Source organism: Hylemonella sp. GW821-FHT10B10 (assembly GCF_059415585.1).
Map to the genome: position 1 here is coordinate 192,008 of NZ_JBWKNN010000002.1, position 26,414 is coordinate 218,421.

General features: G+C 65.5%; 24 protein-coding genes. 11 read left to right on the forward strand and 13 right to left on the reverse strand.

Annotated elements, in window-relative coordinates:
- Positions 1 to 5: 5 nt before the first annotated feature.
- Positions 6 to 671, reverse strand: a complete 666-nt coding sequence (locus tag AC07NT_RS11120; protein ID WP_498598964.1) for an HAD family hydrolase — start codon at positions 669 to 671, stop codon at positions 6 to 8.
- Positions 672 to 678: 7 nt separating this feature from the next.
- The gene (locus AC07NT_RS11125; protein WP_498598963.1) at positions 679 to 1,728 is read right to left on the reverse strand and encodes an RluA family pseudouridine synthase; all 1,050 of its coding nucleotides are present in this window, start codon (positions 1,726 to 1,728) and stop codon (positions 679 to 681) included.
- A 494-nt stretch (positions 1,729 to 2,222) separates the two neighbouring features.
- On the opposite strand from AC07NT_RS11125, the gene AC07NT_RS11130 reads away from it, so the two are divergent.
- Positions 2,223 to 5,117 carry an Rne/Rng family ribonuclease gene (locus tag AC07NT_RS11130; protein ID WP_498598962.1) on the forward strand — a complete coding sequence of 965 codons (2,895 nt, stop codon included), beginning with the start codon at positions 2,223 to 2,225 and terminating at the stop codon, positions 5,115 to 5,117.
- Positions 5,118 to 5,229: 112 nt separating this feature from the next.
- Here AC07NT_RS11130 and AC07NT_RS11135 read toward each other — a convergent pair whose 3' ends face one another.
- The 5 genes from AC07NT_RS11135 to hemC all read right to left on the reverse strand — a co-directional run bounded on the left by AC07NT_RS11135 (position 5,230) and on the right by hemC (position 10,469).
- Positions 5,230 to 6,297, reverse strand: coding sequence for a GGDEF domain-containing protein (locus AC07NT_RS11135; RefSeq protein ID WP_498598961.1), 1,068 nt, complete (start codon positions 6,295 to 6,297; stop codon positions 5,230 to 5,232).
- Between the two features lie 71 nt (positions 6,298 to 6,368).
- The gene (locus AC07NT_RS11140; protein ID WP_498598960.1) at positions 6,369 to 7,652 is read right to left on the reverse strand and encodes a heme biosynthesis HemY N-terminal domain-containing protein; all 1,284 of its coding nucleotides are present in this window, start codon (positions 7,650 to 7,652) and stop codon (positions 6,369 to 6,371) included.
- 18 nt (positions 7,653 to 7,670) lie between these two features.
- The gene (locus AC07NT_RS11145) at positions 7,671 to 8,768 is read right to left on the reverse strand and encodes a uroporphyrinogen-III C-methyltransferase (protein WP_498598959.1); all 1,098 of its coding nucleotides are present in this window, start codon (positions 8,766 to 8,768) and stop codon (positions 7,671 to 7,673) included.
- The gene (locus tag AC07NT_RS11150; protein WP_498598958.1) at positions 8,765 to 9,535 is read right to left on the reverse strand and encodes a uroporphyrinogen-III synthase; all 771 of its coding nucleotides are present in this window, start codon (positions 9,533 to 9,535) and stop codon (positions 8,765 to 8,767) included. The genes AC07NT_RS11145 and AC07NT_RS11150 overlap by 4 nt, the downstream gene beginning before the upstream one ends.
- A gap of 4 nt (positions 9,536 to 9,539) precedes the next feature.
- Positions 9,540 to 10,469, reverse strand: coding sequence for a hydroxymethylbilane synthase (gene hemC / locus AC07NT_RS11155; RefSeq protein ID WP_498598957.1), 930 nt, complete (start codon positions 10,467 to 10,469; stop codon positions 9,540 to 9,542).
- A 123-nt stretch (positions 10,470 to 10,592) separates the two neighbouring features.
- Between hemC and ppc the strand changes: the two genes are divergently transcribed.
- Positions 10,593 to 13,394 (forward strand): phosphoenolpyruvate carboxylase, encoded by a 2,802-nt coding sequence (gene ppc / locus AC07NT_RS11160; RefSeq protein WP_498598956.1) that lies wholly within the window; start codon positions 10,593 to 10,595, stop codon positions 13,392 to 13,394.
- Here the strand turns inward: ppc and AC07NT_RS11165 are convergent.
- The gene (locus AC07NT_RS11165) at positions 13,391 to 14,110 is read right to left on the reverse strand and encodes a hypothetical protein (RefSeq protein WP_498598955.1); all 720 of its coding nucleotides are present in this window, start codon (positions 14,108 to 14,110) and stop codon (positions 13,391 to 13,393) included. The genes ppc and AC07NT_RS11165 overlap by 4 nt on opposite strands.
- A 121-nt stretch (positions 14,111 to 14,231) precedes the next feature.
- On the opposite strand from AC07NT_RS11165, the gene AC07NT_RS11170 reads away from it, so the two are divergent.
- Entirely contained in the window at positions 14,232 to 14,999 is a 768-nt protein-coding gene (locus AC07NT_RS11170) for a Crp/Fnr family transcriptional regulator (RefSeq protein ID WP_498598954.1), read from the forward strand.
- A gap of 30 nt (positions 15,000 to 15,029) precedes the next feature.
- Here AC07NT_RS11170 and AC07NT_RS11175 read toward each other — a convergent pair whose 3' ends face one another.
- Together AC07NT_RS11175 and queE are read right to left on the reverse strand one after the other, a co-directional pair.
- The gene (locus AC07NT_RS11175; protein ID WP_498598953.1) at positions 15,030 to 15,395 is read right to left on the reverse strand and encodes a 6-pyruvoyl trahydropterin synthase family protein; all 366 of its coding nucleotides are present in this window, start codon (positions 15,393 to 15,395) and stop codon (positions 15,030 to 15,032) included.
- Positions 15,392 to 16,033, reverse strand: coding sequence for a 7-carboxy-7-deazaguanine synthase (queE, locus tag AC07NT_RS11180; RefSeq protein WP_498598952.1), 642 nt, complete (start codon positions 16,031 to 16,033; stop codon positions 15,392 to 15,394). The genes AC07NT_RS11175 and queE overlap by 4 nt, the downstream gene beginning before the upstream one ends.
- Positions 16,034 to 16,105: 72 nt before the next feature.
- Between queE and AC07NT_RS11185 the strand changes: the two genes are divergently transcribed.
- From AC07NT_RS11185 to AC07NT_RS11210, 6 genes are read left to right on the forward strand one after another with little or no spacing between them, the layout of a single operon-like run.
- A complete protein-coding gene (locus AC07NT_RS11185) occupies positions 16,106 to 17,404 on the forward strand; it encodes a replication-associated recombination protein A (protein WP_498598951.1) in 1,299 nt (432 codons plus the stop codon).
- A gap of 44 nt (positions 17,405 to 17,448) precedes the next feature.
- Entirely contained in the window at positions 17,449 to 18,369 is a 921-nt protein-coding gene (locus AC07NT_RS11190; protein WP_498598950.1) for a branched-chain amino acid ABC transporter permease, read from the forward strand.
- A 16-nt stretch (positions 18,370 to 18,385) separates the two neighbouring features.
- Positions 18,386 to 19,477 (forward strand): branched-chain amino acid ABC transporter permease, encoded by a 1,092-nt coding sequence (locus AC07NT_RS11195; RefSeq protein ID WP_498598949.1) that lies wholly within the window; start codon positions 18,386 to 18,388, stop codon positions 19,475 to 19,477.
- Positions 19,474 to 20,271 (forward strand): ABC transporter ATP-binding protein, encoded by a 798-nt coding sequence (locus AC07NT_RS11200; RefSeq protein WP_498598948.1) that lies wholly within the window; start codon positions 19,474 to 19,476, stop codon positions 20,269 to 20,271. Before AC07NT_RS11195 ends, AC07NT_RS11200 begins: the two co-directional genes overlap by 4 nt.
- Entirely contained in the window at positions 20,268 to 20,993 is a 726-nt protein-coding gene (locus AC07NT_RS11205) for an ABC transporter ATP-binding protein (protein ID WP_498598947.1), read from the forward strand. Before AC07NT_RS11200 ends, AC07NT_RS11205 begins: the two co-directional genes overlap by 4 nt.
- Positions 20,993 to 21,373 carry a VOC family protein gene (locus tag AC07NT_RS11210; protein ID WP_498598946.1) on the forward strand — a complete coding sequence of 127 codons (381 nt, stop codon included), beginning with the start codon at positions 20,993 to 20,995 and terminating at the stop codon, positions 21,371 to 21,373. Before AC07NT_RS11205 ends, AC07NT_RS11210 begins: the two co-directional genes overlap by 1 nt.
- 19 nt (positions 21,374 to 21,392) lie before the next feature.
- Here the strand turns inward: AC07NT_RS11210 and AC07NT_RS11215 are convergent, their stop codons facing one another.
- The gene (locus tag AC07NT_RS11215) at positions 21,393 to 22,703 is read right to left on the reverse strand and encodes a glutamate carboxypeptidase (protein WP_498598945.1); all 1,311 of its coding nucleotides are present in this window, start codon (positions 22,701 to 22,703) and stop codon (positions 21,393 to 21,395) included.
- A 55-nt stretch (positions 22,704 to 22,758) separates the two neighbouring features.
- The gene (locus tag AC07NT_RS11220; protein ID WP_498598944.1) at positions 22,759 to 23,727 is read right to left on the reverse strand and encodes a Bug family tripartite tricarboxylate transporter substrate binding protein; all 969 of its coding nucleotides are present in this window, start codon (positions 23,725 to 23,727) and stop codon (positions 22,759 to 22,761) included.
- A gap of 132 nt (positions 23,728 to 23,859) precedes the next feature.
- On the opposite strand from AC07NT_RS11220, the gene AC07NT_RS11225 reads away from it, so the two are divergent.
- Positions 23,860 to 24,279 carry a hypothetical protein gene (locus AC07NT_RS11225; RefSeq protein ID WP_498598943.1) on the forward strand — a complete coding sequence of 140 codons (420 nt, stop codon included), beginning with the start codon at positions 23,860 to 23,862 and terminating at the stop codon, positions 24,277 to 24,279.
- Between the two features lie 94 nt (positions 24,280 to 24,373).
- On the opposite strand, the gene AC07NT_RS11230 is transcribed toward AC07NT_RS11225, so the two are convergent.
- Entirely contained in the window at positions 24,374 to 25,450 is a 1,077-nt protein-coding gene (locus AC07NT_RS11230; protein ID WP_498598942.1) for a CDP-6-deoxy-delta-3,4-glucoseen reductase, read from the reverse strand.
- A 45-nt stretch (positions 25,451 to 25,495) separates the two neighbouring features.
- On the opposite strand from AC07NT_RS11230, the gene AC07NT_RS11235 reads away from it, so the two are divergent.
- The gene (locus tag AC07NT_RS11235; protein ID WP_498598941.1) at positions 25,496 to 26,413 is read left to right on the forward strand and encodes an NAD-dependent epimerase/dehydratase family protein; all 918 of its coding nucleotides are present in this window, start codon (positions 25,496 to 25,498) and stop codon (positions 26,411 to 26,413) included.
- Position 26,414: the final 1 nt, after the last annotated feature.

Below are 26,414 nucleotides of genomic sequence, written 5' to 3' on the forward strand. Positions count from 1 at the left end.
GGGGATCATGCGTGGGCCAGCAGCCAATCATGCAGCTCGCGCACCGAGTGCGCCACATGCAGGGGCTGCAGGGCATAGAAGGCTTCTGGCTCGTGGGCGCCATAGCTCACGCCCACGCTGGCGCAGTCAGCGTTGAGCGCCATCTGCAGGTCGTGCGTGGTGTCACCGATCATCAGTGTGCGATCGGCCTCCACGCCGAATTCACGCATCAGCTCCTGCAGCATGCGCGGGTGAGGCTTGCCCGCGGTCTCGTCGGCCGTGCGCGAGCCGTCGAACACCCCCTTGAGCTGCACCGTCTGCAGCACCTCGTCCAGGCCGCGCCGGCTCTTGCCTGTGGCCACCGCCAGCCAGTGGTGACGTTGTTTCAGGTCGGCCAAAAGCTCCAGCACACCACTGAACAGGCTCAGGTCGTTCTGGCGCGCCAGGTAATGAAAACGGTAGCGCTCGCCCAGCAGGGGGTATTTGTCCGCCGGCACGTCAGGCGCCGCGTGGGCCAGGGCCTGCATCAGGCCCATGCCGATGACATAAGCAGCATCCTTGTCGCTGGGCACGGCGCCGCCCACGTCGCGTACCGCGTCCTGGATGCAACGCGTGATGATGGCGGTCGAATCGAACAGTGTGCCGTCCCAATCGAAGGCGATCAGGTCGTACTGTCTAGGGCGAAAACTCATGCAATCGTCAGGTCGGTTCAGAGAAGGCCTGGGCCTGGAACTGCTCCAGTTCCGGCGGCAGCGGGGCCAGCAGCTCGATGCGTTCACCGCTGACCGGATGGTCGAACTGTAAACGCCAGGCGTGGAGGAACATGCGGCGCAGGGGCACACGCCCCTGTGCGGCAGCGGGTTTCTGCAACGCCTTGTTGAGTTCGAAATCGCCGTATTTGTCATCACCGACGATGGGCAGGCCTTCGGAGGCCAGGTGCACGCGGATCTGGTGGGTGCGGCCGGTCTTGATGGTCACCTCCAGCAGGCTGTAACCGGCCGTGGAGGGTGCCACCGGGCCGTCCGAACGGGACCTCACCTTGACCAGGGTCACAGACTTCATGCCTTCCGGGTCGTCACGCGCCACCACCTTCACACGGCGCTCGCCATCGTCCAGCAGGTACTTGTGCAAAGGCTTGTCCAGCACCTTCTTGTTCAGCGGCCACTGGCCCGCCACCAGGGCCAGGTAGGTCTTGCCGGTTTCGCGCTCACGGAACTGGTCCTGCAGGTGTTTGAGGGCGCTGCGCTTCTTGGCCAGCAGCAGGATGCCACTGGTCTCGCGGTCCAACCGGTGCACCAGCTCCAGGAACCTGGCCTGCGGCCGTGCCATGCGCAACTGCTCGATGACGCCGAAGTTCACGCCCGAGCCGCCATGCACGGCCACCCCGGCCGGCTTGTCGATGGCCAGCACAGCCTCGTCCTCAAACAGCACCGGAAACTCCCGCGCTGGCGCCCCTTTGGCCACCAGGCCAGCCATGGCTTCAGCCTTTTCCGTTGCCCGCTCGGACAGGCGCACCGGCGGCACTCGCACCACATCACCCGTCTCCACCCTTGTATCCGCTGAGGCGCGACCTTTGTTAACCCTCACTTCGCCACTGCGGATGATGCGGTAGACATGGGTCTTGGGCACACCTTTGAGTTGGCGCAGCAGGAAGTTGTCCAGGCGCTGGCCAGCCGATTCCTCATCGACTTCCACCTGTTTCACTTCGGGGCTCACGGGGGCCGATTTGCCCTCTATAATGTGTTTCACTAGCGACGCGCTGTAAGTGGTTGATTTGTCTGGAGTTTAGTCCACATGACACCACCGGCCCCGCTGGAAGGTCGATGTCACCGACCGTTTTGCACGCAAACCGCAAGCCAGCTGCTTGCCGTGGCCTGCCAGGCGGAAGGCGCAACCGACGCATTGAAACACTGAACGGAATACCCAGTGCTGTCAGCCATAAGCTGGCAGCCGGATCAAAGCGAAATGTTTGTGTTGATGAGCCTGATACTCATGTGCCTGCAGCGCGTACGCGCGCTGTTCCTTGGCACGGTTCAGCCGTCAGCGCCCGCAGTGCGGGCAGCCTGGGCCACCAAGTTGGTGGTGGCCCCACACTCACCTCCCCTCGCCCCCATCCACGCGCCTATGCCGCGGCTCACCAGCTGAGCCTGCGGTTCTCCGGCAATTCCATCCGTTTCGAAGCGTCAGTTCCGGCATCGTGCGCCCGCACAGGGCATGTGTACTGATGTAAAGGAAAACATCCCATGAAACGGATGCTGATCAACGCCACGCAGGCTGAAGAACGCCGCTTGGCCATCGTCGACGGGCAAAAGCTCCTCGACTACGAAATCGAGGTCGAAGGGCGCGAACAGCGCAAGGGCAACATCTACAAGGCGGTTGTCACCCGCGTCGAACCCTCGCTGGAAGCCTGCTTCGTCGACTACGGTGAAGACCGCCATGGTTTCCTGCCCTTCAAGGAAATCTCCCGCCAGTACTTCCAGCAGGGTGTCTCGGTCAGCCAGGCCCGCATCCAGGACGCCATCAAGGAAGGCCAGGAGCTGCTGGTCCAGGTGGAAAAGGAAGAACGCGGCAACAAGGGCGCGGCCCTGACCACCTTCGTCTCGCTGGCCGGCCGTTATGTCGTGCTCATGCCCAACAACCCGCGTGGTGGTGGCGTCAGCCGTCGCATCGAGGGTGACGACCGCGCCGATCTGAAGGAAGCACTCGACCAGCTTGAGTACCCCAACGGCATGTCCATCATCGCGCGCACAGCCGGCATCGGCCGCGCCGCACCCGAGCTGCAATGGGATCTGAACTACCTGCTCAAGCTGTGGACCGCCATCGACGGCGCTGCCAAGGGCGGCAAGGGCGCCTACCTGATCTACCAGGAATCCAGCCTGGTGATCCGCGCCATCCGTGACTACTTCAACAACGACATCGGTGACATCCTGATCGACACCGACGACGTGTACGACCAGGCCCAGCAGTTCATGGCGCACGTCATGCCCGAGCATGCCGCCCGCGTGAAGCGCTACCGCGACAATGCCCCGCTGTTCAGCCGCTTCCAGATCGAGCACCAGATCGAATCGGCCTACGCCCGCACCGTGACCCTGCCCTCGGGCGGCGCCATCGTGATCGACCACACCGAGGCCCTGGTCTCGGTGGACGTGAACTCTGCACGCGCCATCAAGGGCAGCGACATCGAGGAAACCGCGACCCGCACCAACCTGGAAGCCGCCGACGAAGTGGCACGCCAGATGCGCCTGCGCGACCTGGGCGGCCTGATCGTGATCGACTTCATCGACATGGAAGAGTCGAAGAACCGCCGCGAAGTGGAAAACCGCCTGCGCGATGCGCTGCGCCAGGACCGCGCCCGCGTGCAGTTCGGGACCATCAGCAAATTCGGTCTGATGGAAATGAGCCGCCAGCGCCTGCGCCCGGCCCTCTCCGAAGGCGCTTCCATCCCCTGCCCGCGTTGCGGCGGCTCCGGCCACATCCGCGACACCGAGAGCTCGGCCCTGCAGATCCTGCGCATCATCCAGGAAGAGGCCCAGAAGGACAACACCGCCGCCGTGCACGTCCAGGTGCCGGTGGACGTGGCTTCCTTCCTGCTCAACGAGAAGCGCAACGAGATCACCAAGATCGAGCTCAAGCAGCGCCTGAACGTGCTGATGGTGCCCAACAAGTCGCTGGAAACGCCGAACTACAAGCTCGAACGTCTCAAGCACGACGACCCGCGCCTGGACCACATCGAAGCCAGCTACCAGATGGTCGAAGAGATCGAGGATCCCACCGCCGTCACGCGTCGTTCGCAAGAGCCGACCAACAAGCAGACCCCGGTCATCAAGGGCGTGTTGCCCGATGCGCCGGCCCCGATCGTGGCACCGAAGCCGGTGGCCGAGCCGCAGCCCGCAGCCAAGCCCGTGGCGCGCAAGGCCGAGCAACCGGCCAGCGCAGGCTTCGTCGGCTGGCTCAAGGGCCTGTTCGGTGGCGGCAAGCCGGCTGCCGAGCCGGTCAAGACCCCCGAGAAGAAGGAAGAAAAACGCGAGGGCCGTGGTGGCCGCGACGGCAACCGCAGCGAAGGTCGTGGTGAAGGCCGAGGCCGTGGCGGCCGCGGCGGTCGCGGTGAACGCAGTGACCGTGGCGAACGTCAGGAACGCGGTGACCGCAACGATCAGCGCGGCGGCAACCGTGGCGACCGCCAGGGCCAGCGCGGCGAAGGCGAACAACGTACGCCGCAGACGGCAGAAGTCGGTGGCGAACAGCAGCCGCGCCAAGAGCGCCCCCCGCGCAACGGCGAGCAACGTGGTCGCGGCGAGCGCGGTGACCAACAACGTGGCGATCGCCAGGACCGTGGCAACCGTGGCGACCGCCAGGGCCAGCGCGGCGAAGGCGAACAACGCACGCCGCAGACGGCAGAAGCCGGTGGCGAACAGCAGCCGCGTCAAGAGCGCCCCCCTCGCAATGGCGAACAACGCGGTCGCAACGGCGAGCGCGGCGAACGCCAGGAACGTGGTGAGCGCAACGAGCGCGCCCCGCGCCCCGAGGGCGAACGCCGTCCCGCCGAAGACATCCGCCCACAGGATGGCAACGCCGAACAGCAACTGCCCGTCGAAACCCTGAACGGTGCCGACACCCAGCCCATGAATGAAGCTCGCCCTGAAGGCGAGAGCAATGGCCAGCGCGAGCGCCGCTCGCGTGACCGTTATGGCCGTGACCGCCAGCGCGGTGAACGTGGCGAGCGCCAGGAACGTCCGGCCCAGGAGACCGCAGCCCCTGAGGCAACCGCACCCAGCGAGAGCACACCGGCACCGGTGGCCGAAATTCGCAGCGCACCGGCTCAGGCCAGGACCGCGGCTCCAGCGGCGCCTGCCGCCGCCCCGGCCGCGCGCGCACTGCCACGCGTACAAGGCTATACCCTGCCTCTGTCCGACCTGAACCAGATCGCCAGCACCGCCGGCCTGCAGTGGGTCAACTCCGACGCCGACAAGATCGCCGTCGTGCAGGCCGCCATTGCCGCCGAACCCAAGCCGGTGCACGTGCCGCGCGAGCGTCCGGCCCCGGTGGTGATCGACGAGGGTCCGTTGATCCTGGTCGAAACGCGCAAGGATCTGCGGGACATGAAGCTGCCTTTTGAGCAGGGTTCTGCTCAGGGCTGAGTCACGAGACTCTGACGAAAAAGGCACCTTCGGGTGCCTTTTTCATTTCAAACCCCGAGAAAAGCAAAAGCCCGCATCAAGCGGGCTCAGCGTGAAGCAGCGGCCAGACGGTTCAGAACACGTCCACCGATCCCGTCCGCGCCACCTCCCCAAACAAACCACGCCGCACCAGATCCAGATGACTGCAGACCTTGTTGCGCCCGTTCTTCTGCGCAAAGTCGATGGCCTGCTCGGTACGCTCCAGTGCGGTGCTCGGCGAATCGTCGGCCAGCACGCGGGTGAAGCCCGAACTGACGGTCACGCGGCCAACCTGGGGAAAGCTGAACTTCTCGACATTGGCGCGCATGCGCTCGAAGGCGCCCAGGGCCAGGGCCTCTTCAGGGCAGTGAAACAGCACCGCAAACTGCTCACCACCGAAGCGGTAAAGCCGGTCATGCGTGCGGAAGGTGCTGTTCATGATGCGGGCCACCAGCAACGTGACCTCCTCCATGATCAGGTGGCCGTGCTTGTCGTTGAGCAGATGGAAGTTGTCGATCGCGATGGTGCCCAGCCAGTAGTTGGGCGGCACGCGGTGGCGGCGCTCCTTGCCGGGGGAAGGTTCGCTCAGGGCGTCTTCCAGGATGCCGTCCATCTCCTCGAGCACGGCGCTGTAGAAGGTATCGTCCAGGGACTTGCGGTTGAGCAGGCCGGTCAGCGCATCACGGTCGCTGTAGGCCAGCAGCGTGTACATATTGCGGTAGATGTGGTGCAACTGCTCGATGGTCTGCCGGTCTGCGGGTTCCAGCACACCGGCAGTGTGGACCTCGATCACGCCCTGCTCCGCGTCAGCGCGTGAATCGGCAAACAGCGGCAGGTAGTAGATGCGCGGACCCTCGGGTCCGGCCCAGGCGACTTCGATGACCTGGCGCCCGTTGAGGCTGCGCAGCCTGTCATAGGACTCTTCCAGCTTGGGCAGGCTGTGGAAATCGATACGCAGCGGATCCACCACTTTGCCACCACCGCGCGCATCCAGCGATACGAGGTCCAGCCAGCGTTTCTCGTTGTCTTCGGCGCTGACGCGGGAGATCACCACGCGCTGGATCGGCGCCAGATCGATCAAAGCCTTGGCCAGTGTCAATTCCAGCAGATCACGATCGCGGTGATCGGTCAGCTTGATCAGGTGTTCGGTAAGCGTCCCCATGGTGCGACCCACTATAGCCGGGAAAATCCGAAACGTCACCCCCGCTTTCCCGGGAACCGCCCAGAAAGAAATCAGCCCCGGGCGGCTTGGCGCCAGGCTTCCAGCGCCGCGGCGCCGTCCTCGCGCTGTTCGGCCAGGCGGGCCAGCGCCGCCCAGGCCCGACGGCGCAGGGCCTCATCGGCCAGCTGGGTCAGCGACTGGCGCAGGAGCTGCTGGGCCTTGCCCCACAGACTCAGGTGCATGCAGGCCACGCCGGCCAGGTACTGCAACAGGGCTTCGCGCGGATTGCCCATCTGGGCCGCCTCGATGCGCGCCAGCCAGACCGCGTCGGGCTGGCCCGGGGTCTGGTGAAAACCGCGCTCAAGCACCAGCACCAGACGCAGGCGCAATTCCTGCGGCAACGCAGAGCCCGGGCGCACCAGTTGCTCCCACGCCGGCAACAGCCACTGCTGCACCAGCGCAAAGTCCCCGCCCAGGGCCAGCATGCGTTCACCGGCCTGCAGGGCCACTTCGGGGATGCGGCGCTCGGCCTCGTCCAGCTGGCTCCAGGCCTTCTGCAACTGGGCCGGATCGTGGCAGTTGCGCAGCCATTCGGTAGCCAGCCCGCGCACGATGCTGCGGCTGGCCGATTCCGAGAAAGCCCGATGCTTGCCAAGCAGGCGCGCCGTCTCCAGGGCCAGGCGGGATTGCCCCGCCAGGCGTGTGACCTTCAGGCGCAGGCGCAGCGCCAAGGTACGGCGTGCCACCCCTTGGGGCAGATCGTCCAGGCGCTGCAAGGCGACCTGTACATCGCGGTCGTCAAAGGCCCAGCGTGCCACGCGCAGTTGTACGCCTTCGCGCACCTCCTGCTCATCGCGGCGCTTGCCCCGGGTCAAGCCCAGGGCCTGGCGCACATGTTCGTCACGGCCCGCGCGGTCCTGCAAGGCATGGGCGCACTCGGCGGCCAGCAGATGCGCCAGGGCCATGAGCCGTGCGCTGTGCGGCAGGGCCTGCTCGGCGCGCGACAGGGATTCAGTCTGGGTCACCACATTTTCAGCCGCTTTGCGGGCACGGATGTAGCGCCCTGCGGTCAGATGCGATAGCGCGTCGAGCAGGCCCTGCTGCAGCACGCGTTCCTGGTGCCGGGCACGCCAGCGTCGCGCCTCGCCCGGCAGGGCCAGCAGCAGCGACATGCCGCGCAGGGCAGCGTAAAACAGCAGGAAGGCGGCCAGCAGGAGCAGCAGCACCAGATTGAGGGACAGGTCGACGCGGTACGGCGGCCAGAACAGCGTCACCGTGCCCTGGTTGTTGCCGGCAAACAGGGCCACCGCCGCCGCCATGGCGAAGAGGGCCAGGAACCAGAGCAGATTGCGCATGGGGGTCGCCTGCTGCCTTCAGCGCCCGGCAGCGGCCGTGGCCAGTGCGGTGAGCGTGTCGTCCACCCGGGGCAGTTCGAGTGATTTCATCTGTTCGCGGGTCTGCTGCAAAAGCGCGGCGGCGGCACGCAGACGGCGCGAATTGGTATCGAAATATTTTTCCAGGGCGGCAGCCGCCTTGAGCAGATCAGCCCGGGCCGCCTCGGGCTGACGCGCCAGCAGGCCCAGGCGGGCGTTGAGCAGGAGCAGCTTGAGGTTCTCGCGCACGAAGAAGGACTGCTCGGGTGTGAGCAGCACGGCCTCGGGATGGTCGATGCGGCTCACCCGTACCAGTCCGCGGACCTCGTCCAGCACGGCCTGCAGGCTGCGCTGCCACCAGGCTTGCAGGCCCGCCACAGAACGCGGCGCGGCGGGTGCTTCGGCCAGCACGGCCGGTGCAGGGGCCACCGCCACCGCGTTGGCCACGGGCAACTCGTCCACCAGCCGCACCAGTTCGTCCAGGCGTGCCAGCAGGGTCGGGGTGTCGGTCAGGGGGGTGGCCTTGATGCGTGCCATGTCTCGCGCCAGCGCGCGCTGCACCGGTGCCAGCCGGGCCTGGGGCACCCGCTGCACGCGCTGTTCGGCGGTGCGCAAGGCCGCCAGCAGCGGCTCCACGCTGCCGGTCAGCTGGGCCTGCTGCTGCGCCAGGCGCAGGGCCGATTCGATGTCCACCACCAGGTTCTCGTCGCGCGAGCGCGTCAGGCTCTGCATCAGTTCATCTAGCTGGCTGCGCTGCAGCGCCACTTCACCGAGACGCGCTTCCATCACGGCCTGGCGGGCTGCCAGTTCGCGTTCCTGCTCTTGGGTCTGGCGCACCAGCGTGCGGGCCTCGGCTGCATTGGCCCCGGCATCAGCCGTCTGACGGGCCAACTGGTCCTGCAGGGTCGACAGGCGATCCCACAGCAAGACACTGAGCACAAGCGCCAGCGAAGCAACAGCGCCCAGGATCAGCACCAGGGTCCGTGACAGTGGGGTCGCCGACGCGGCATCGGCCACGGCAGGTGGCGCAGACACCGTCGAGCCTGCAGGCTCCGTGCTGCCGGTGGCTTGGGGCTCCAGGGGCTCGGGTGTGGTCATTGCATTGATTCTATCGAGGCCCGGACATCGGCCAGAGCCGGGCGTGACTCGCACACCACGGCAAAACCGGCGGCGCGCGCTGCCTGGGCGATGCGCGCGTGCGTGGCCACGGCACGGGCGGCACGCCAGTCCTGCTGCGGCAGGCTGGTCTGCAGGTTCGCCACGGCTTCGCTGCTGCTGAACAACCACACCGAGCCGTCGCCGGCGGCGGCCTGTGCCAGCCGCGATTGGGCCGCATCGAGCTGCGGGCGCTGGCGCTGGTAACTGGCGAGAAAATCGACCACACCGCCGGCCGCATGCACCTGGCGCGCGAACCAGTCGCGCCCGGCACCCTGCGGGCCGCTTCCTGCCGCGTCAGCCCCACGCACGATCAGCACCGTCCGCCCGGACCCGATCCGACCCGCCACCAAGGCCCACAAGGCCTCGGAATCGAATTGCGGCGCGTCCGCGGGCGGCGCGGTGATCAGGGACTCGGACACGCCGGCGCGCAACAGCGCCTGGACCGTGCCGGGCCCAGTGGCCCAGGCCTGCGACGGCAGCGGCGCATCGGCCGGACGGCCGGCAAAAAAACCGGCCACCGCATTCGCGCTGACGAACATCACGCCCAGGTAGCGATCGAGTTGCCGCCAGGCCTGATGGACTGCCGCCGCATCAGGTGCCGGGGCAATGGTGATGAGCGGCAGCGCCTGGGCGTCAAGGCCCGCTTGCCGCAGCGCCTGCACCCAGTCCTGCGCCTCACGCTGCGGGCGGGTGACGATGACACGCATGGAGCTAGGCGTGGCCAGAGAGGAGAGAACCACCGGCGCGCAACACGCCATCCTTGAGCCGGGCTGCCACCTGTGTGCCCAGCACCTCGGCGGCGACCAGATCGGCCGCCGGGGCCGATGCGTCGGCACTCACCAGAGCCACATGCCCCTCGGGGTCGCCCCAGGCGGCCTGGATGCTCAGGGTCGCGCCTGTCAGCGTGGCAAAGGCTGCCAGGGGCATGGAACAACTCCCTCCCATGGCGCGACTCACAGCGCGCTCGGCCGCCACACGCAGCCAGGTGCCAGGGTGTGCCAGCGGCGCCAGCGCCTCTTGCACGTCGGCACGGTCGCTGCGGATCTCGATGCCCAGCGCGCCCTGGCCGGCGGCGGGCAGCATCTCGGAAGGCGCGAAGACCGAGCGGATGCGGTTTTCCAGGCCTAGGCGCTTGAGACCGGCTGCGGCCAGCACGATGGCGTCGTACTGGCCTTCGTCCAGCTTGCGCAGGCGCGTGTCTAGGTTGCCGCGCAGCGGCTCGATCTTCAAATCCGGTCGGCTGGCGCGCAGCAGAGCCACACGGCGCAGGCTGGAGGTGCCCACCACCGCGCGCTGGGGCAGCGCGGCGAGGTTGGCGTATTTCGGGGAAACAAAGGCATCGCGCGGGTCTTCGCGCTCCATCACACAGGCGAGGGCAAAGCCCTCGGGCAGATCCATGGGCACGTCCTTGAGCGAATGCACCGCCAGGTCGGCGCGGCCTTCTTCCAGCGCGACTTCGAGCTCCTTGACGAACAGGCCCTTGCCGCCGACCTTGCTCAGTGAGCGGTCCAGGATCTGGTCACCCTTGGTCGTCATGCCCAGCAGTGTGACACTGTGGCCCCGCTGCTCCAGCAAGGCCTTCACATGCTCGGCCTGCCACAGGGCGAGGCGGCTTTCGCGGGTAGCGATGGTCAGTTTCATTCGGTGAGCACTCGTCGTTCAAAAGCACAGATTCATCAGTCGTGGAGCACGGATTCATCAGTGGGCCGGCGATGCTAGCATGGCATCGCTCCGCCCTCCATTTAACACCACGAGCCTATCGCCATGCCCGCCCCCGCCGCCCGCTCCCGCGACAACGAACGCCCCCTGGTCGAAGACATCCGCCTGCTCGGACGCATCCTCGGCGACGTGATCCGCGAGCAGGCCGGCGCGCCTGCTTATGAGCTGATCGAGCAGATCCGCAAGCTCTCGGTAGCCTTCCGCCGCGACGCGGACCAGGAAGCCGACAAGACCCTCAAGAAGCTGCTCAAGGGCCTGAGCGACGACCAGACGGTCAGCGTGATCCGCGCCTTCACCTACTTCAGCCACCTCGCCAACCTGGCCGAAGACCGCCACCACATCCGCCGCCGTGCCGTACATGAACGCGCTGGCAACGAGCAGGAAGGCAGCATCGACGTGGCGCTTTCGCGCCTGCGCTGGGCCGGCATCAGCCCCAAGATGATCGCCAACACTTTGGCGCACAGCTATCTCTCGCCCGTGCTCACGGCCCACCCCACGGAAGTGCAGCGCAAGAGCATCCTGGACGCCGAACGCGACATCGCGCGTCTGCTAACCCAACGCGACGAGATCAAGACCCGCGCCATCGGCGTGGACCCGCGCAAGGACATGCTCACGCCACGCGAGCTAGCAACCAATGAGGCCCTGCTGCGCGCGCGGGTGCTGCAGCTCTGGCAGACCCGCCTGGTGCGCAGCAGCAAGCTCCAGGTCGAGGACGAGATCGACAACGCACTGAGTTACTACGAACCCACCTTCCTGCGCGAAATCCCGGCCATCTACGCCAATCTGGAGCGCGAACTCAACCAGCCCCATGTGCACAGCTTCCTGCGCATGGGCCACTGGATCGGTGGCGACCGCGATGGCAACCCCAATGTGGGCGCGCGCACCATGGCCATGGCCCTGGGCCGCCAGGCCGAGGTGGCCCTGCGCCACTACTTGACCGAAGTGCATCTGATGGGCGCCGAGCTGTCCGTCTCCGATCTGCTGGCGGGCTGCAGCCCCGAGATGCGCAAGCTGGCCGACAGTTCGCCCGATACCAGCGAACACCGCAAGGACGAACCCTACCGCCGCGCGCTGACCGGCATTTACGCCCGCCTGGCGGCCACGCTGCAGACATTGACCGGCACCGAGGCCGCCCGCCATGCCGTAGCACCGCAGAACCCGTATGCCAGCGCCGCCGCTTTCCTGGCCGACCTGCAGACCATCGAAACCTCGCTGAGCGCCCGCCACGGCGAAGCGCTCACGCAACAGCGCCTGCGCCCCTTGATCCGTGCGGTGGAAGTGTTCGGTTTCCATCTGGCCACGCTGGACCTGCGCCAGAGTTCGGACAAGCACGAGGAAGTCATCGCCGAACTGCTGGCGACGGCGCGCATCGAATCGCAGTACTCGAAGCTCGACGAAATGGCCAAGCGCGCCCTGCTGCTGCGCCTGCTCAACGACGCGCGGCCGCTGCGTGTAGTGGGCGTGGACTACAGCGCGCACACGCAAAACGAACTCGCCGTGTTCGAAACCGCACGCCAGATACGCCAGCGCTACGGCGTTGAGGCCATACGCCACTACATCATCAGCCACACCGAGACGGTCAGCGACCTGCTCGAAGTGCTGTTGCTGCAGAAGGAGGTGGGACTCATGCACGGCGCGCTTGACGAGCCGAACTGCGTGAACGACCTGATTGTCGTGCCCCTGTTCGAGACCATCGAAGACCTGCGCCAGGCCGCGCCCATCATGCGCGACTACTACGCCCTGCCCGGCATCGCCGCCCTGATCCGGCGCAGCGGTGGTGAGCAGGACATCATGCTGGGCTACTCCGACAGCAACAAGGACGGCGGCATCTTCACCAGCAACTGGGAGCTCTACCGCGCCGAGATCGCGCTGGTCGAACTGTTTGACCAGCTGGCCCCCGTGCAGCTGCGCCTTTTCCACGGCCGCGGTGGCACCGTGGGGCGCGGCGGTGGCCCGAGCTACCAGGCCATCCTGGCCCAGCCCCCGGGCACCGTACGCGGCCAGATTCGCCTGACCGAACAGGGCGAAGTGATCGCCTCCAAGTACGCCAACCCCGAGATCGGCCGGCGCAACCTCGAAACCCTGGTCGCCGCCACGCTCGAAGCCACCCTGCTGCAACCCACCAAACCGGCCGCCCCGGCCTATCTGAAAGCCGCTGCCGCGCTGTCGGAAGACAGCATGGCGACCTACCGTGCCCTGGTCTACGAAACCCCGGGTTTTGCCGACTACTTCTTCGGTTCCACGCCCATCCGCGAGATCGCCGAACTCAATATCGGTTCCCGTCCCGCCTCACGCAAGGCCACGCAGAAGATCGAAGACCTGCGCGCCATCCCCTGGGGCTTCAGCTGGGGCCAGTGCCGACTCACGCTGCCGGGCTGGTACGGCTTCGGCACCGCGGTGGAAAGCTTCCTGAACGCTGGTGGAGCCAAGGAACACAAGGAGCGCCTGGCGCTGCTGCAGAAAATGGCCCGCCAGTGGCCCTTCTTCAAGACCCTGCTTTCCAACATGGACATGGTGCTGGCCAAGAGCGACCTGGCCCTGGGCTCACGCTACGCCGAACTGGTGGGGGACGCCAAGCTGCGCAAAAAGGTGTTCACGCAGATCGAGGCCGAGTGGCATCGCACGGTCAGTGCGCTCACGCTGCTGACCGGCGAGAAACAGCGCCTGGCCGGCAACGCCGCCCTGCAACGCTCCATCCGTCACCGTTTCCCCTACATCGACCCCCTGCACCACCTGCAGATCGAGCTGATGCGTCGTTACCGAGCCGGGCAGGCGGATGAACGCGTGCGCCGCGGCATCCACATCTCGATCAATGGGATTGCGGCAGGGCTGCGCAACACGGGTTAGATTGGACCCGCCGGGCTCCACCGACCCGTGGCGGGGCACACCTGGGCCCGCGCGCCGTTCAGCCAGACTTGCTCATCTTCCAGCTGCAAGGCGTTGACAGGGGCTATGTCGAAAATGATCCGGAGTCCTCGTGCGACGTGAGCGTTCTCGATAGGCAGCTCCCAGCTGAGGAAGACCTGGCTGAGATCCTGATCGGGAGGGAAATCGGCCACATCAAAGCCGTTGCTGTTGCGCCTGATGACGGCGTGCGGCTGGCCCGTATCAAAGATCACGGCCGTCCCCCTGACCAGGGGGATGCGAAGACCCGTCACCGGGAAATGCAGGTCCAGGCCCTTGTCCTCGCTCAGGAAGAGATTGCAAAAAGCCGCACCGCCATAACGCTCGCCATCATGGTGGTACTTCGCGCCGCGACAGGCCATCAGGGCGACGTCAGAGGAAGCCAGCACCTCCTGCAAACCGAACGAGCGCGTCCAGTCGGCCATAGCCTGTACGCATTGGCGGTAGTCCGGCCAGCGCATACGCGCTCGTGCCAAGGGCAGAGGCTCAACATCTCCAGGCTCCAGACCTAGGCGCAGCGAAATCTCCCTTTCCCAATCGGCCACCAAACTTGCAGAAGGCGCTGGCACATCGATTTTTCCTGTCAGCACAACATCGCTCACGCTTCGGCTGCGGAGGGCATCCGCACTGCCGTAATAGGAAACAAGGATATTTCGCATGGGATCCACTCTTGCCATCTGTGTGCTGCCGCACATCACTCGCGGGGGACAAAAAGTATATTGGAACGGATTTGGGCGAACCGTCGTTCCATCTCTATCAACCTCATTTCAAACCACCTGAATGTCCGCCAAACTCCAGCCCCAACCCCAGCAAAACCATTTGCTGGCAGCCTTGTCGCCCGAAGTTCAAGGCCGTTTGTTCCCGTACCTGGAGCTGGTACCACTGCCCTTGCGCGCGTTGCTGTATGAATCCAGACGCCCCATGCGTCACGTCTACTTTCCCACCGACTCCATCGTCTCACTGCAGTATGTGATGGAGAACGGAGCGTCAACCGCGATCTCGGTGGTGGGCAACGAAGGTTTGCTGGGCATCACCTTGTTTCTGGGCGGCGAGAGCACGCCGAGCCGGTCGCTGGTACAGAGTGCAGGCTACGCCTATCGACTCCCCAGGCTGCGGGTGAAAGAAGAGTTCAACCGCCACGGCCAGCTGCTGATGCTGATGCTGCGCTACACGCAAGCCCTGATCACGCAAGTCTCCCAGACCGCCGTCTGCAACCGCCACCACTCTATCGACCAGCAGCTCTGCCGCTGGCTACTGCTTTCCATGGATCGCCTGTCTCACAACCACCTGACCATGACACAGGAGTTCATCAGCCACATGCTCGGCGTTCGCCGCGAAGGCGTCACCCAGGCCGCGTCGAAGTTGCAACAGCTTGGCGTGATTTCATACCAGCGCGGATTGATCAAGGTGCTAGACCGGTTGAAACTTGAAGCTCTGAGTTGTGAGTGCTACGCTGTGGTCAAAAAGGAAACCGATTTGCTCTTGGACTACATGCCACAGCGCCAAGTGATCACGAATGCCAACGCCATTCCCGTTGCAGCACTTTGAGCCTGCGCCCGCAAATCGCCTTGCGGCACCTCATTGAGGCCGATACACGCATTTGTCGCCCAGGGCCTGGCGCTCCACGGTCACGGCCGACAGACCGGGTACCTTGGGCTGCAGTTCCTTCCAGATGAAGGCGCAGAGGTTTTCCAGCGTGGGGATGCCCAGGCCGGCCACTTCATCAAGAAAGTGGTGGTCCAGCTTGTCCCGCAATCCTTCGATCTCGCGGCGGATGTAACCCAGGTCCAGCACCATGCCCGACTGGCCCTGCGGCTCACCGCGCACGAAGACCTCGGCGTAATAGGTGTGACCGTGCACGCGCCGGCTGCCCGCCGCCTCGATCTCGCGCCGCAGGGTGTGGGCGGAGTCAAAGAAAAAACGTTGACTGATCTCGTACATCACCGGATTCCGATCATCTTGTGCGACTGGATGCCCAGTCGCCATTGCGGGTGTTTCTGACAGTAAGCAATGGCCCGTTCCGTGTTGGCCACTCGATCTGGCCCGTCCATGGGCTGCAGGAAGAAATGCTGGAAATCCATCCCGACGAAACGCGCCGGGTCAGCCTGGGCCTCGCGCTGCGGATAGACCAGCTTGAGTTCGTGGCCATGCGTAAGCACCACCTCGGCATCGGCCTTGGGGCTGACGCAGATCCAGTCTAGTCCCGGTGGGGCGGGCTGCGTGCCATTGGTCTCCACGGCAATCGTGAAGCCGCGTGCGTGCAGGGCCGTGGTCAGCGCCTCGTCCACTTGCAGCAAGGGCTCACCACCGGTCAGCACGACGTAACGACCCACCCGACCCTTAGGCTCCCAGGCTTTTTCGATAGCCTCGGCCAGTGCGTCGGCCGTGGTGAACTTGCCTCCTCCCGTGCCGTCCGTTCCTACGAAGTCTGTGTCGCAGAACTTGCAGATGGCACCGGCCCGGTCTTCCTCTCGCCCCGTCCAGAGGTTGCAGCCCGCAAAACGGCAGAACACAGCCGCCCGGCCGGACTGCGCGCCCTCGCCTTGCAGGGTGTAGAAGATCTCTTTGACGGAGTAGGTCATAGTATGTGGGAACTGCTGACCTTCGATTTTCGCAGGTTACGGAGACCGAGGTGCTGCCCCTAGAATCCCTGCATGCCTGCCGCTTCTCCGCACCAGCCTCTGGCCGAACGCCTCCGCCCTAAAACCCTGGGCGAAGTCATCGGCCAGCAGCAGCTGCTGGGCGACGGCATGCCCCTGCGCATCGCCTTCGAATCAGGCCAACCGCACAGCTGCATCCTCTGGGGCCCGCCGGGCACGGGCAAGACCACGATTGCGCGGCTCATGGCCGATGCCTTCGGCGCGCAATTCATCAGCATCAGCGCCGTGCTGGGCGGCGTGAAGGACATTCGCGAAGCCGTGGAGATGGCGCAGGTGGCGCTGGGCCAGGGCAAACGCACCATCGTTTTCGTGGACGAGGTGCACCGCTTCAACAAGAGCCAGCAGGACGCCTTTCTGCCGCATGTGGAGTCCGGCCTCTTCACCTTCATCGGCGCGACCACAGAGAACCCGTCCTTCGAGGTCAACTCGGCCTTGCTTTCTCGCGCGGCGGTCTATGTGCTGCAGTCGCTGAGCGAAGACGACCTGAAGCAGATCGTCCAGCGCGCGCTGGACATCCAGGCCGTGCCGCCCATGGACGACGCGGCACGCGACCGGCTGATCGCCTATGCCGACGGCGACGCGCGCCGCCTGCTCAACACCCTCGAAACCCTGGCCGTGGCGGCCACACAGCAGAAGCAGGAACGCATCAGCGACGAATGGCTGCTCAAGGTGCTGGGCGAGCGCATGCGCCGTTACGACAAGGGTGGCGAGCAGTTCTACGACACCATCAGCGCGCTGCACAAATCGGTACGCGGCTCGGACCCCGATGCGTCGCTCTACTGGTTCATGCGGATGCTCGATGGCGGGGCCGACCCGCGTTACATGGCGCGCCGCCTGGTGCGCATGGCTAGTGAAGACATCGGCCTGGCCGATCCGCGCGCCTTGCGATTGGCGCTGGACGCGGCCGAGGTCTACGAGCGCCTGGGCTCACCCGAAGGCGAGCTGGCCCTGGCCGAGTGCGTGGTGTACCTGGCCATCGCGCCCAAGAGCAATGCCGTCTACAAGGCCTACACCGAGGCCAAGGCCTTCATCAAAAAGGACGGCACCCGCCCGGTGCCCATGCACCTGCGCAATGCACCGACCAAGCTCATGAAGGAACTGGACTACGGCAAGGGCTACCGCTATGCACATGACGAGGCCGACGGGTTTGCCGCCGGCGAGCGCTATCTGCCCGAGGGCATGGCCGAGCCGGGTTTCTACCGACCCGTGGAGCGCGGCCTGGAGATCAAAATCGCCGAGAAGATGCGTGCCCTGCGCGCCTTGAACGAAAACCGGCGAGATCACAAGAAATGAAGGGAGCCTGACGCAAGTGGCACAGACCTTGCGACAGGCATAGCATGGACATTTTCCTGCAGCAAATCATCAACGGGCTGGTGCTGGGCAGCATGTACGCGCTGGTGGCCCTCGGTTACACCATGGTGTACGGCATCATCGGCCTGATCAACTTCGCCCATGGCGAAGTGCTCATGGTCGGGGCCCTGGTGAGCTGGACAGTGGTTGGCCTGCTACAGCCCCTGCTGCCGCCCTGGCTGGTGCTGATCATCGCCCTCATCGTGGCCTGTGTGCTGGCCGCCGCACTGAACTACAGCATCGAGAAGGTGGCCTACCGGCCGCTGCGCAACAGCCCGCGCCTGGCCCCGCTGATCACGGCCATCGGCATGTCCATCCTGCTGCAGACGCTGGCGATGATCATCTGGAAGCCAAACTTCAAGTCCTATCCCACGCTCTTGCCCAGCACCCCCATCCAGCTCGGCGGGGCCAGCATCACCCCCACACAGATCATGATCCTGGTCGTCACGGCGCTGACGCTGGCCGCGCTGATGTGGCTGGTGCACGCCACCAAGCTGGGCCGTGCCATGCGGGCCACGGCCGAGAACCCGCGTGTGGCCGCCCTCATGGGTGTGCAGCCGGACCGCGTGATCTCGGCCACCTTCATCATCGGTGCCGTGCTGGCCGCAATCGCCGGCGTGATGTGGGCCAGCAACTATGGCACCGTGCAACACACCATGGGTTTCCTGCCCGGGCTCAAGGCTTTCACGGCGGCGGTCTTCGGCGGCATCGGCAACCTGGCCGGGGCTGTCGTAGGCGGTGTGTTACTCGGGCTCATTGAATCCATAGGCGCGGGTTACATCGGTGACCTGACCGGTGGCGTGCTGGGCAGCCACTACGCCGACATCTTCGCCTTCATCGTGTTGATCGTGGTGCTCACGCTGCGGCCTTCGGGGCTGCTGGGCGAACGCGTGGCGGACAGGGCTTGAGATGAAGCACATCCAGATGAACTCCCGCGATCGCCTGATCGCCATCCTGGTCGCGGCCATCGGCCTGCTGGTGCTGCCGCTGATCCTGCAGGGCTACGGCAATGCCTGGGTACGTATCCTGGACATGGCCCTGCTCTTCGTGCTGCTGGCCCTGGGCCTGAACATCGTGGTGGGCTACGCCGGCCTGCTGGACCTGGGTTTCGTGGCCTTCTTCGCCATTGGCGCCTATATGTTCGGCCTGCTGGCCTCGCCCCACCTGAGCGACCATTTCCCAGCTTTCGCCGCGATGTTCCCCAACGGCCTGCACACGCCGCTGTGGCTGGTCATTCCATTGGGGGCGCTGCTGGCCGGCGCTTTCGGCGTGCTGCTGGGCGCGCCCACGCTGCGTCTGCGCGGCGACTACCTGGCCATCGTGACCCTGGGCTTCGGCGAGATCATCCGCGTCTTTCTGAACAACCTGGACCATCCGGTCAACATCACCAACGGCCCCAAAGGCATAGGGCAGATCGACTCCATCAAGTTCTTCGGTTTCGATCTGGGCAAGAAGCTCAACGTCTTCGGTTTTGACGTGGCACCGGTCACGATGTACTACTACCTCTTCCTGGCACTGGTGGTGGTCAGCGTCGTGATCTGCCACCGCATCGAGTTCTCTCGCATCGGCCGCGCCTGGATGGCCATCCGCGAGGACGAGATCGCCGCCAAGGCCATGGGCATCAACACCCGCAATATGAAGCTGCTGGCCTTCGGCATGGGCGCCACCTTTGGTGGCGTCTCGGGCGCCATGTTCGCAGCCTTCCAGGGCTTCATCTCACCCGAATCCTTCAGCCTCATGGAATCTGTGATGGTGGTGGCCATGGTGGTGCTGGGCGGCATCGGCCACCTGCCGGGCGTGATCCTGGGCGCGGTGCTGCTGGCCTCCCTGCCCGAGGTGCTGCGCTACGTGGCCGGCCCGCTGCAGTCCATGACGGACGGGCGACTGGACGCTTCCATCCTGCGCCAGCTGCTGATCGCCTTGGCCATGATCGTGGTCATGCTGCTGCGCCCGCGCGGTCTCTGGCCCTCGCCCGAGCATGGCAAGGTACGGCGTACCAAAGGGGGACCGGCATGAGCGATGTCCTGCTTCACGTGAGCGGCGTCTCCAAGCGCTTCGGCGGCCTGCAGGCACTCAACGATGTGCACCTGCGCATCCGGCGCGGCCAGGTCTACGGCCTGATCGGTCCCAACGGCGCAGGCAAGACCACCTTCTTCAACGTCATCACCGGCCTGTACACACCCGACAGCGGCAAGTTCGAGCTGGCCGGCCTGGCCTACAGGCCGACCGCCGTGCACGAGGTGGCGCGCGCCGGCATCGCACGTACTTTCCAGAACATTCGCCTCTTCGCCGACATGACGGCGCTGGAGAACGTGATGGTGGGGCGGCACACCCGTTCGGGCTCAGGTCTGCTGGGCGCCATCTTCCGCACCCGCGGCTTCGAGCGCGAAGAAGCGGCCATCACCCGGCGCGCCAACGAGCTGCTGGACTACGTGGGCATCGGCCATCTGGGCGACTACAAGGCACGCACCCTGAGCTACGGCGACCAACGCCGCCTGGAGATCGCACGCGCCCTGGCCACCGAGCCGCAGCTGCTGGCCCTGGACGAACCTGCTGCCGGCATGAACGCCACCGAGAAAGTGGAATTGCGCGCGCTGATCGAGCGCATACGCCAGGACGGCGTCAGCGTGCTGCTGATCGAGCACGACGTCAAGCTGGTCATGGGCCTGTGTGACCGCGTCACCGTGCTGGATTACGGCCGCCAGATCGCCGAAGGCACGCCAGCCGAGGTGCAGAAAAGCGAGCAGGTCATTGAAGCCTATCTGGGCCACGGCGGCGCCAAGACCGCTGCGGAGGCCACCGCATCATGAGCGAAGACAAAGAAGTGCTGCTGCAGGTCCATGGCCTGAAGGTGGCCTACGGCGGCATCCAGGCCGTCAAGGGCGTGGACTTCGAGGTCAAACGCGGAGAACTGGTTTGCCTGATTGGGTCCAACGGTGCCGGCAAGACCAGCACCATGAAAGCCGTGACCGGCACCCTGCCCTGCCTCGGCCAGCTGCACTACATGGGCAAGGCTTTGCGTGGTCAGGGGCCCTGGGACCTCGTGCGTCAGGGCTTGGCCATGGTGCCCGAAGGCCGTGGCGTGTTCACCCGCATGAGCATCGCCGAGAACCTGCTGATGGGCGCCTACACGCGCGATGACAAGGATGGCATTGCCATCGACCTGGAGCGCATGTACACCCTGTTCCCGCGCCTGAAGGAGCGTCACACGCAACTGGCCGGTACGCTCAGCGGTGGCGAGCAGCAGATGCTGGCCATGGGCCGCGCGCTGATGAGCCGACCCCAGCTGCTGCTGCTGGACGAACCCTCCATGGGCCTGAGCCCCATCATGGTCGACAAGATCTTCGAAGTCGTGCACGAGGTGTCCAGCCAGGGCATGACCGTGCTGCTGGTGGAGCAGAACGCCAGCCGCGCGCTGGCCCTGGCCGACCGGGGCTACGTCATGGAGTCTGGGCTCATCACACTCTCCGGCCCGGCACAGGAACTGCTGCACGACCCGGCGGTGCGCGCTGCCTACCTGGGGGAAAGCTGATGCACATCGACAGCCTGGACCATCTGGTCCTGACGGTGGTGGACATCGACGCCAGCTGCACCTTCTACCAGCGTGTCCTGGGCATGGAAGTCGTCACTTTCGGCGCTGGCCGCAAAGCCTTGGCCTTTGGGGCGCAAAAGATCAATCTGCACCAGAGCGGTCGCGAGTTCGAGCCCAAGGCCCACAAGCCCACACCAGGATCGGCCGACCTGTGTTTCCTCACCACCGTACCGCTGGCCCGGGTCCAGGCTCACCTGGCGGCCCAAGGCGTCACGGCGAGCGAAGGACCGGTACAGCGCACTGGCGCGCAGGGCCCCATCCTCTCGGTCTATTTCCGTGACCCGGACCTCAACCTCATCGAGGTCTCGAACCGGCTCTGACGCTCCCGTGCGGGCAGTCTTACTGCCCCTTGCCCGCAGCGATATCGCTGATCAGGCGAGTGGCCAGGTACAAACGCGGCTCGATCGAATCGACCAGGATGTACTCGGAATTGTTGCTGTGGGCCCCGAAACCCTGCAGCCCCATGCGCTCGATCACCGGTGCCTTGGTCTGCAAGGCAGCGAAGGCCGCATCGGTGCCCCCGCCTTCGGGCTGATCGTCCACCACCAGCGACTTGCCGATCTCGCGGTAGATGGTCTGCGCATGGGCTGCCAGCGTGCGCGAAGCCGCCGTGGCTTCCAGCGGAGGGCGCCGGTTTTCGAAGGTCACGCTCACTTCGGAGGCCGGCAGCAGCTTGTTCTGGATGCGCGCACGCACGGTTTTCTCGACCTCCTGCAGATCGCTGACACGCAGCAGGCGGATGTCGGCCCAGGCCTGGGCGGTCGGCGGGATCATGTTGCGCACCACGCCAGCACGGGACACCGTCCAGTTCACCTTGAGGCCGCGGTCCGGCACGGACAAATCACGCAACTGCAGGAGTTGATGCGACAGCTCGTAGAGCGAATTGACACCCAGCTCGGGGGCACTGCCGGCATGCGAAGCACGGCCGCGCACGTTGAGCGCGGCCAGGGCGATGCCGCTGGTGGCCAGGGACAGCTTGTCGGATTCCACACGCGAAGACTCGAAGGACAGCACGGCGTCGTGCGCGGCGCCGAGTGCCGTCATGTGTTTGCGCGAGGCGGGTGAGCTCAGTTCCTCGTCGCCGTTGATCAGCACGGTCAGGGTGCCGTAGTCGCGCATCTTGAGCGCCTGCAGCATGGCCACGGTGTGCAGGATGGTGGCCACACCCTGCTTGTCGTCGGCAATGCCCAAACCGTAGGCACGGTTGCCGTCCACGCGATACGGTTGTTGCACCAACATGCCGGCCGGGTAGACGGTGTCCATGTGCGCGATCAGCAGGATGCGCTTGCTGCCCGTGCCGCGGAAGGTGGCTTGCACCATGCGACCGATCCCCGACGGGTTTTCCGGCGTGTCTTCCATGCGGTAGACATCCTCCGCGCGCGGCTCGATCAGCTGCACCTCGCCGCCCAGGGCCTTGAGGCGATCGGCGATGAGCACCGAAAGCTTGTCCAGGCCCGCGCGGTTGGTGCTGCCGGATTCGATGTCCACGATGCTTTTCAGCGTCTCCAGCAGTTTCGGCTTTTCGGTGGCCGCCAGCTGGCGCACCGGGTCCACCGCCTGCGCGTAGGCCGTGGAGACGAGCAAGGCGCCGATCAGGCCCGCGGTTTTCAGGCCCTGAAGGATCGCAGATGAAAGCGTTTGTGTTGGCATGGTGTGAAGTCGGGTATGGGAAATAAGAAGATGTCTGCCTGCTGCTTTGCCTGCGTCAATCTACCATGGCACCGGAGGCCTTGACCACCTGCTCGTACTTGGCCAGTTCCGCCTTCATGAAGGCGCCAAACTCCTCGGACGTCGTGGGCACGGGCTCAGCCATCAGGGCGGCAAAACGGGTCTGCGTCTCGGGCGCCTTGAGCGCGGCGACGAAGGCCTCGTTCAAACGCACCAGCACCTCCCTGGGTGTGCCTGTCGGCGCGACCAGCCCCCACCAGGTGTCCACGGCAAAGCCTTTGAGCGACTCGGCTACGGCGGGCACCTGCGGCAGCGCAGGCGAGCGTTTGAGCGTGGTGACGGCCAGGGCCCTGAGCTTGCCGGCACGGATATTGGCGGAGGCCGTGGCCAGGTTATCGAAGTTGAAATCGACCTGCCCACTGAGCAGGGCCAGCTGTGCCGGGTTGCCACCGTTGTACGGGATATGCACGGCGTAGATGCCGGCCTGGGCCTTGAACAATTCACCGGCGAGGTGGCCCGCGCTGCCGTTGCCGCCGCTGCCGTAGTTGAGCTTGCCCGGATTGGCTTTGGCATAGGCAATCAGGTCCTGCAGCGTGTTGATGTGCAAACGCAACGCGGTCTCGGCATTCATGACCAGCACATTGGGCACCCGCAGCATCTGGGTGATGGGCGTGAAATCGGCGTCGGCCCGGTAGGGCATCTTGCGGTAGAGCCAGGGATTGACGGCGTGCGTGGCCGTGGCGGCGATGCCGATGGTCAGGCCGTCGGGCGCGGCCTTGGCCACAGCATCGGCGCCGATATTGCCGCCGGCACCGGCGCGGTTCTCGATGATGACCGTGCCCAGCGTGTCCTTGACCCGTTCAGCCAGCGCACGCGCCGTGATGTCGATGGGACCTCCGGCCGCATAGGGCACGATGAGACGGATGGGCTTGGTCTGGGACAGGGCCGGGACGCTGGCCAGGGCAAACACGGCCAGGACGACGAGGGGGAGGCATAGGCGTTTCATGCCCGACATTGTGCAGAATCCCGTCACATCCCTTTACAAGACTTTGCAGAGGCTTGTCGGCTACCGGGCTGGCGTAGCGCGTTGCAGGTCCATGGAAGTCCTTTCCATGCTTCAACACCGAAGGAGATTCGCATGAAAACCAAGCTGTTGTTCAGTATCCTCGCACTGGCCGCCCTGGGCGCCCAGGCCCAATCCGCCAATATGGGCACCGCCCCCAGCCCTACGGCCACGCCGCGCGTCGACCAACGCGAAGCCAACCAGGAACGTCGCATCGAGCAGGGCGAAAAATCAGGCCAGCTCACGCCCCGTGAAGCCAATCGCCTGGAGAATCAGCAGGGCCGCATCGAACGTGCCGAAGACAAGGCCAAGGCCGACGGCAAGGTCACCGCCAAAGAGCGCGCCCACCTGGGCAATATGCAGGACCGAGCCAGCCGCGACATTGCCCGTGAAAAGCACGACCGCCAGCGCGACCTGAACCACGACGGCCGCAAGGATCGCCCGGCCCAGCATGCCGAACGCGGTGAGCGCGGTGAACACAACCGCCGTCGCTGATCCAGCGTTCGCCGGATTCCGCAAAAAGGGCTGACCGTCAGACGACTGTCAGCCCTTTTGCGTTGCGCCAGGCGCGAAAGCTCGCAGCGAGTGGCTACGCCGCCAGCACGACGGCACCATGCTTGTCTGCCTCGCTCGTGAAGGCGTCGGCGTAGAACTCCTCCTCGGGCAGGCCGGCCCGCACATAGTCCTGCCGCGCTGAATCGACCACGATAGGCGCACCACAGGCGTAGACCTGGTGGCCCGACAGGTCGGGGATGTCCTGCAGCACAGCCCGGTGCACGAAGCCGGTCCGGCCAACCCAATGGTCTTCGGGCAGGGCATCGGACACCACAGGCACATACTTCAGGTTCGGCATCTCCTGCATCTTCTGCAACATCCAGTCGTGCAGATAGAGATCCGCCGGGCGGCGGCCACCCCAGTACAGCGTGGCCGAGCGTGTGATGCCCTTGTGCTGCATCTGCTCGATCAGCGCCTTGAGGGGTGCGAAGCCCGTGCCCGACGCCAGCAGCACCATAGGCTTGTCGCTGTCCTCGCGCAGATAGAAGCTGCCGTAAGGACCTTCGATGCGCAGGATTTCTTTTTCCTTCATGACACCGAAAACGTGGTCGGTGAACTTGCCGCCCGGCATGTGGCGGATGTGCAGCTCCATGGTGGCCCCCACGGGCGGGGTGGCCGCAGGCTGGCCGGCTCGGCTGTGCGGCGCATTGGCCATGGAGTAGCTGCGGCGCGTGCCATCGCGCAAGAGGAACTCGACGTACTGGCCGGCATGGAACTGGAAGCTGTCATTGGCCGGCAGCTGCAACACCAGACGCATCACGTCAGGCGAGAGCTTTTCCATCTGGTTCACACGCACCGGCATCTTGCGGATGGGGAAAGCTCCGGCCTCGGTCACCTGGCGCGATTCCAGCACCACATCACTCTGCGGCAGGCCGCAGCAGGTCAGCACATAACCGGCGGCCTCCTCGGCCTCGCTCAGGGCCTTGCTCTGATGCGGGCCGTGCACCACGGTGCCGGAAATCTTCTTGCATTTGCAGGAACCGCAGGCGCCGTCCTTGCAACCGTAGGGCAGGCCGATGCCAGAGCGGATACCGGCGGCCAGGATGGCTTCACCCGCCAAAACCTCAAAGCTACGGCCGCTGGGCTGCACCGTGACCTGATGGGAAGACATCTTTTCGTTATCCTTGAACAGTTTTGATCGCACAAAGGCGTAATTTTGCCAGTGTTGAATTCCCCTCTGGGCGCCCTGCCCATGCGCTTCCGGCGCCAGCGCCTGCTCATCGTGGGCTGCGGCGACGTGGGCCTGCGCACTGCCGCGGCCTTGCCCTCCCGTGTACGGGTGCTGGCACTCACGTCCACGCCGGCCCGCCATGCCGAACTGCGAGCGCGCGGCATCACCCCTCTGTCCGGGAATCTGGACCGGGGCAGCACGCTGCACCGCCTGGCTGGCCTGGCCACCCATGTGCTGCACCTGGCGCCGCCCCCGGCAGAAGGACAGGACGATCCACGCACCCGTGCCCTGCTGCGCGCCCTGCGGCTGCGCTCGCCGCCAACCGCCCTGATCTATGGCTCTACCAGTGGGGTGTACGGCAACTGCGGCGGCGAATGGGTGGCGGAAACCCATGCCCTGCAGGCCGGCACGACACGCGCTCGGCGCCGCGTGGCTGCCGAACAGCACACACGCTTCTACGGTCGCAGCGCAGGCGTGCGTACCAGCATCCTGCGCATCCCCGGCATCTACGCCCCGGACCGCGCTGGCGGCACGCCGCGCGAACGGCTGCTCAAGGGCACCCCGGTGCTGCGGGCGGAGGATGACGTCTACACCAACCACATCCACGCCAACGACCTGGCGCGCGCCTGCCTGGCGGCCTTGTGGCGCGGCGCAGCACAGCGCGTGTACCACGCCAGCGACGACAGCGACCTGAAAATGGGCGACTATTTCGATCTCGCCGCCGGACTCTACGGCCTGCCACGCCCTCCGCGCATCACCCGTCTGCAGGCCGCACAGGAGCTTCCCCCCACGCTGCTGAGCTTCATGAGCGAGTCGCGCCGGCTAAAAAACACGCGTCTGAAACGTGAATTGCGTCTCACATTGCGTTACCCCACGGTGGCGACCGGCTTGCGAGCGACCTGAG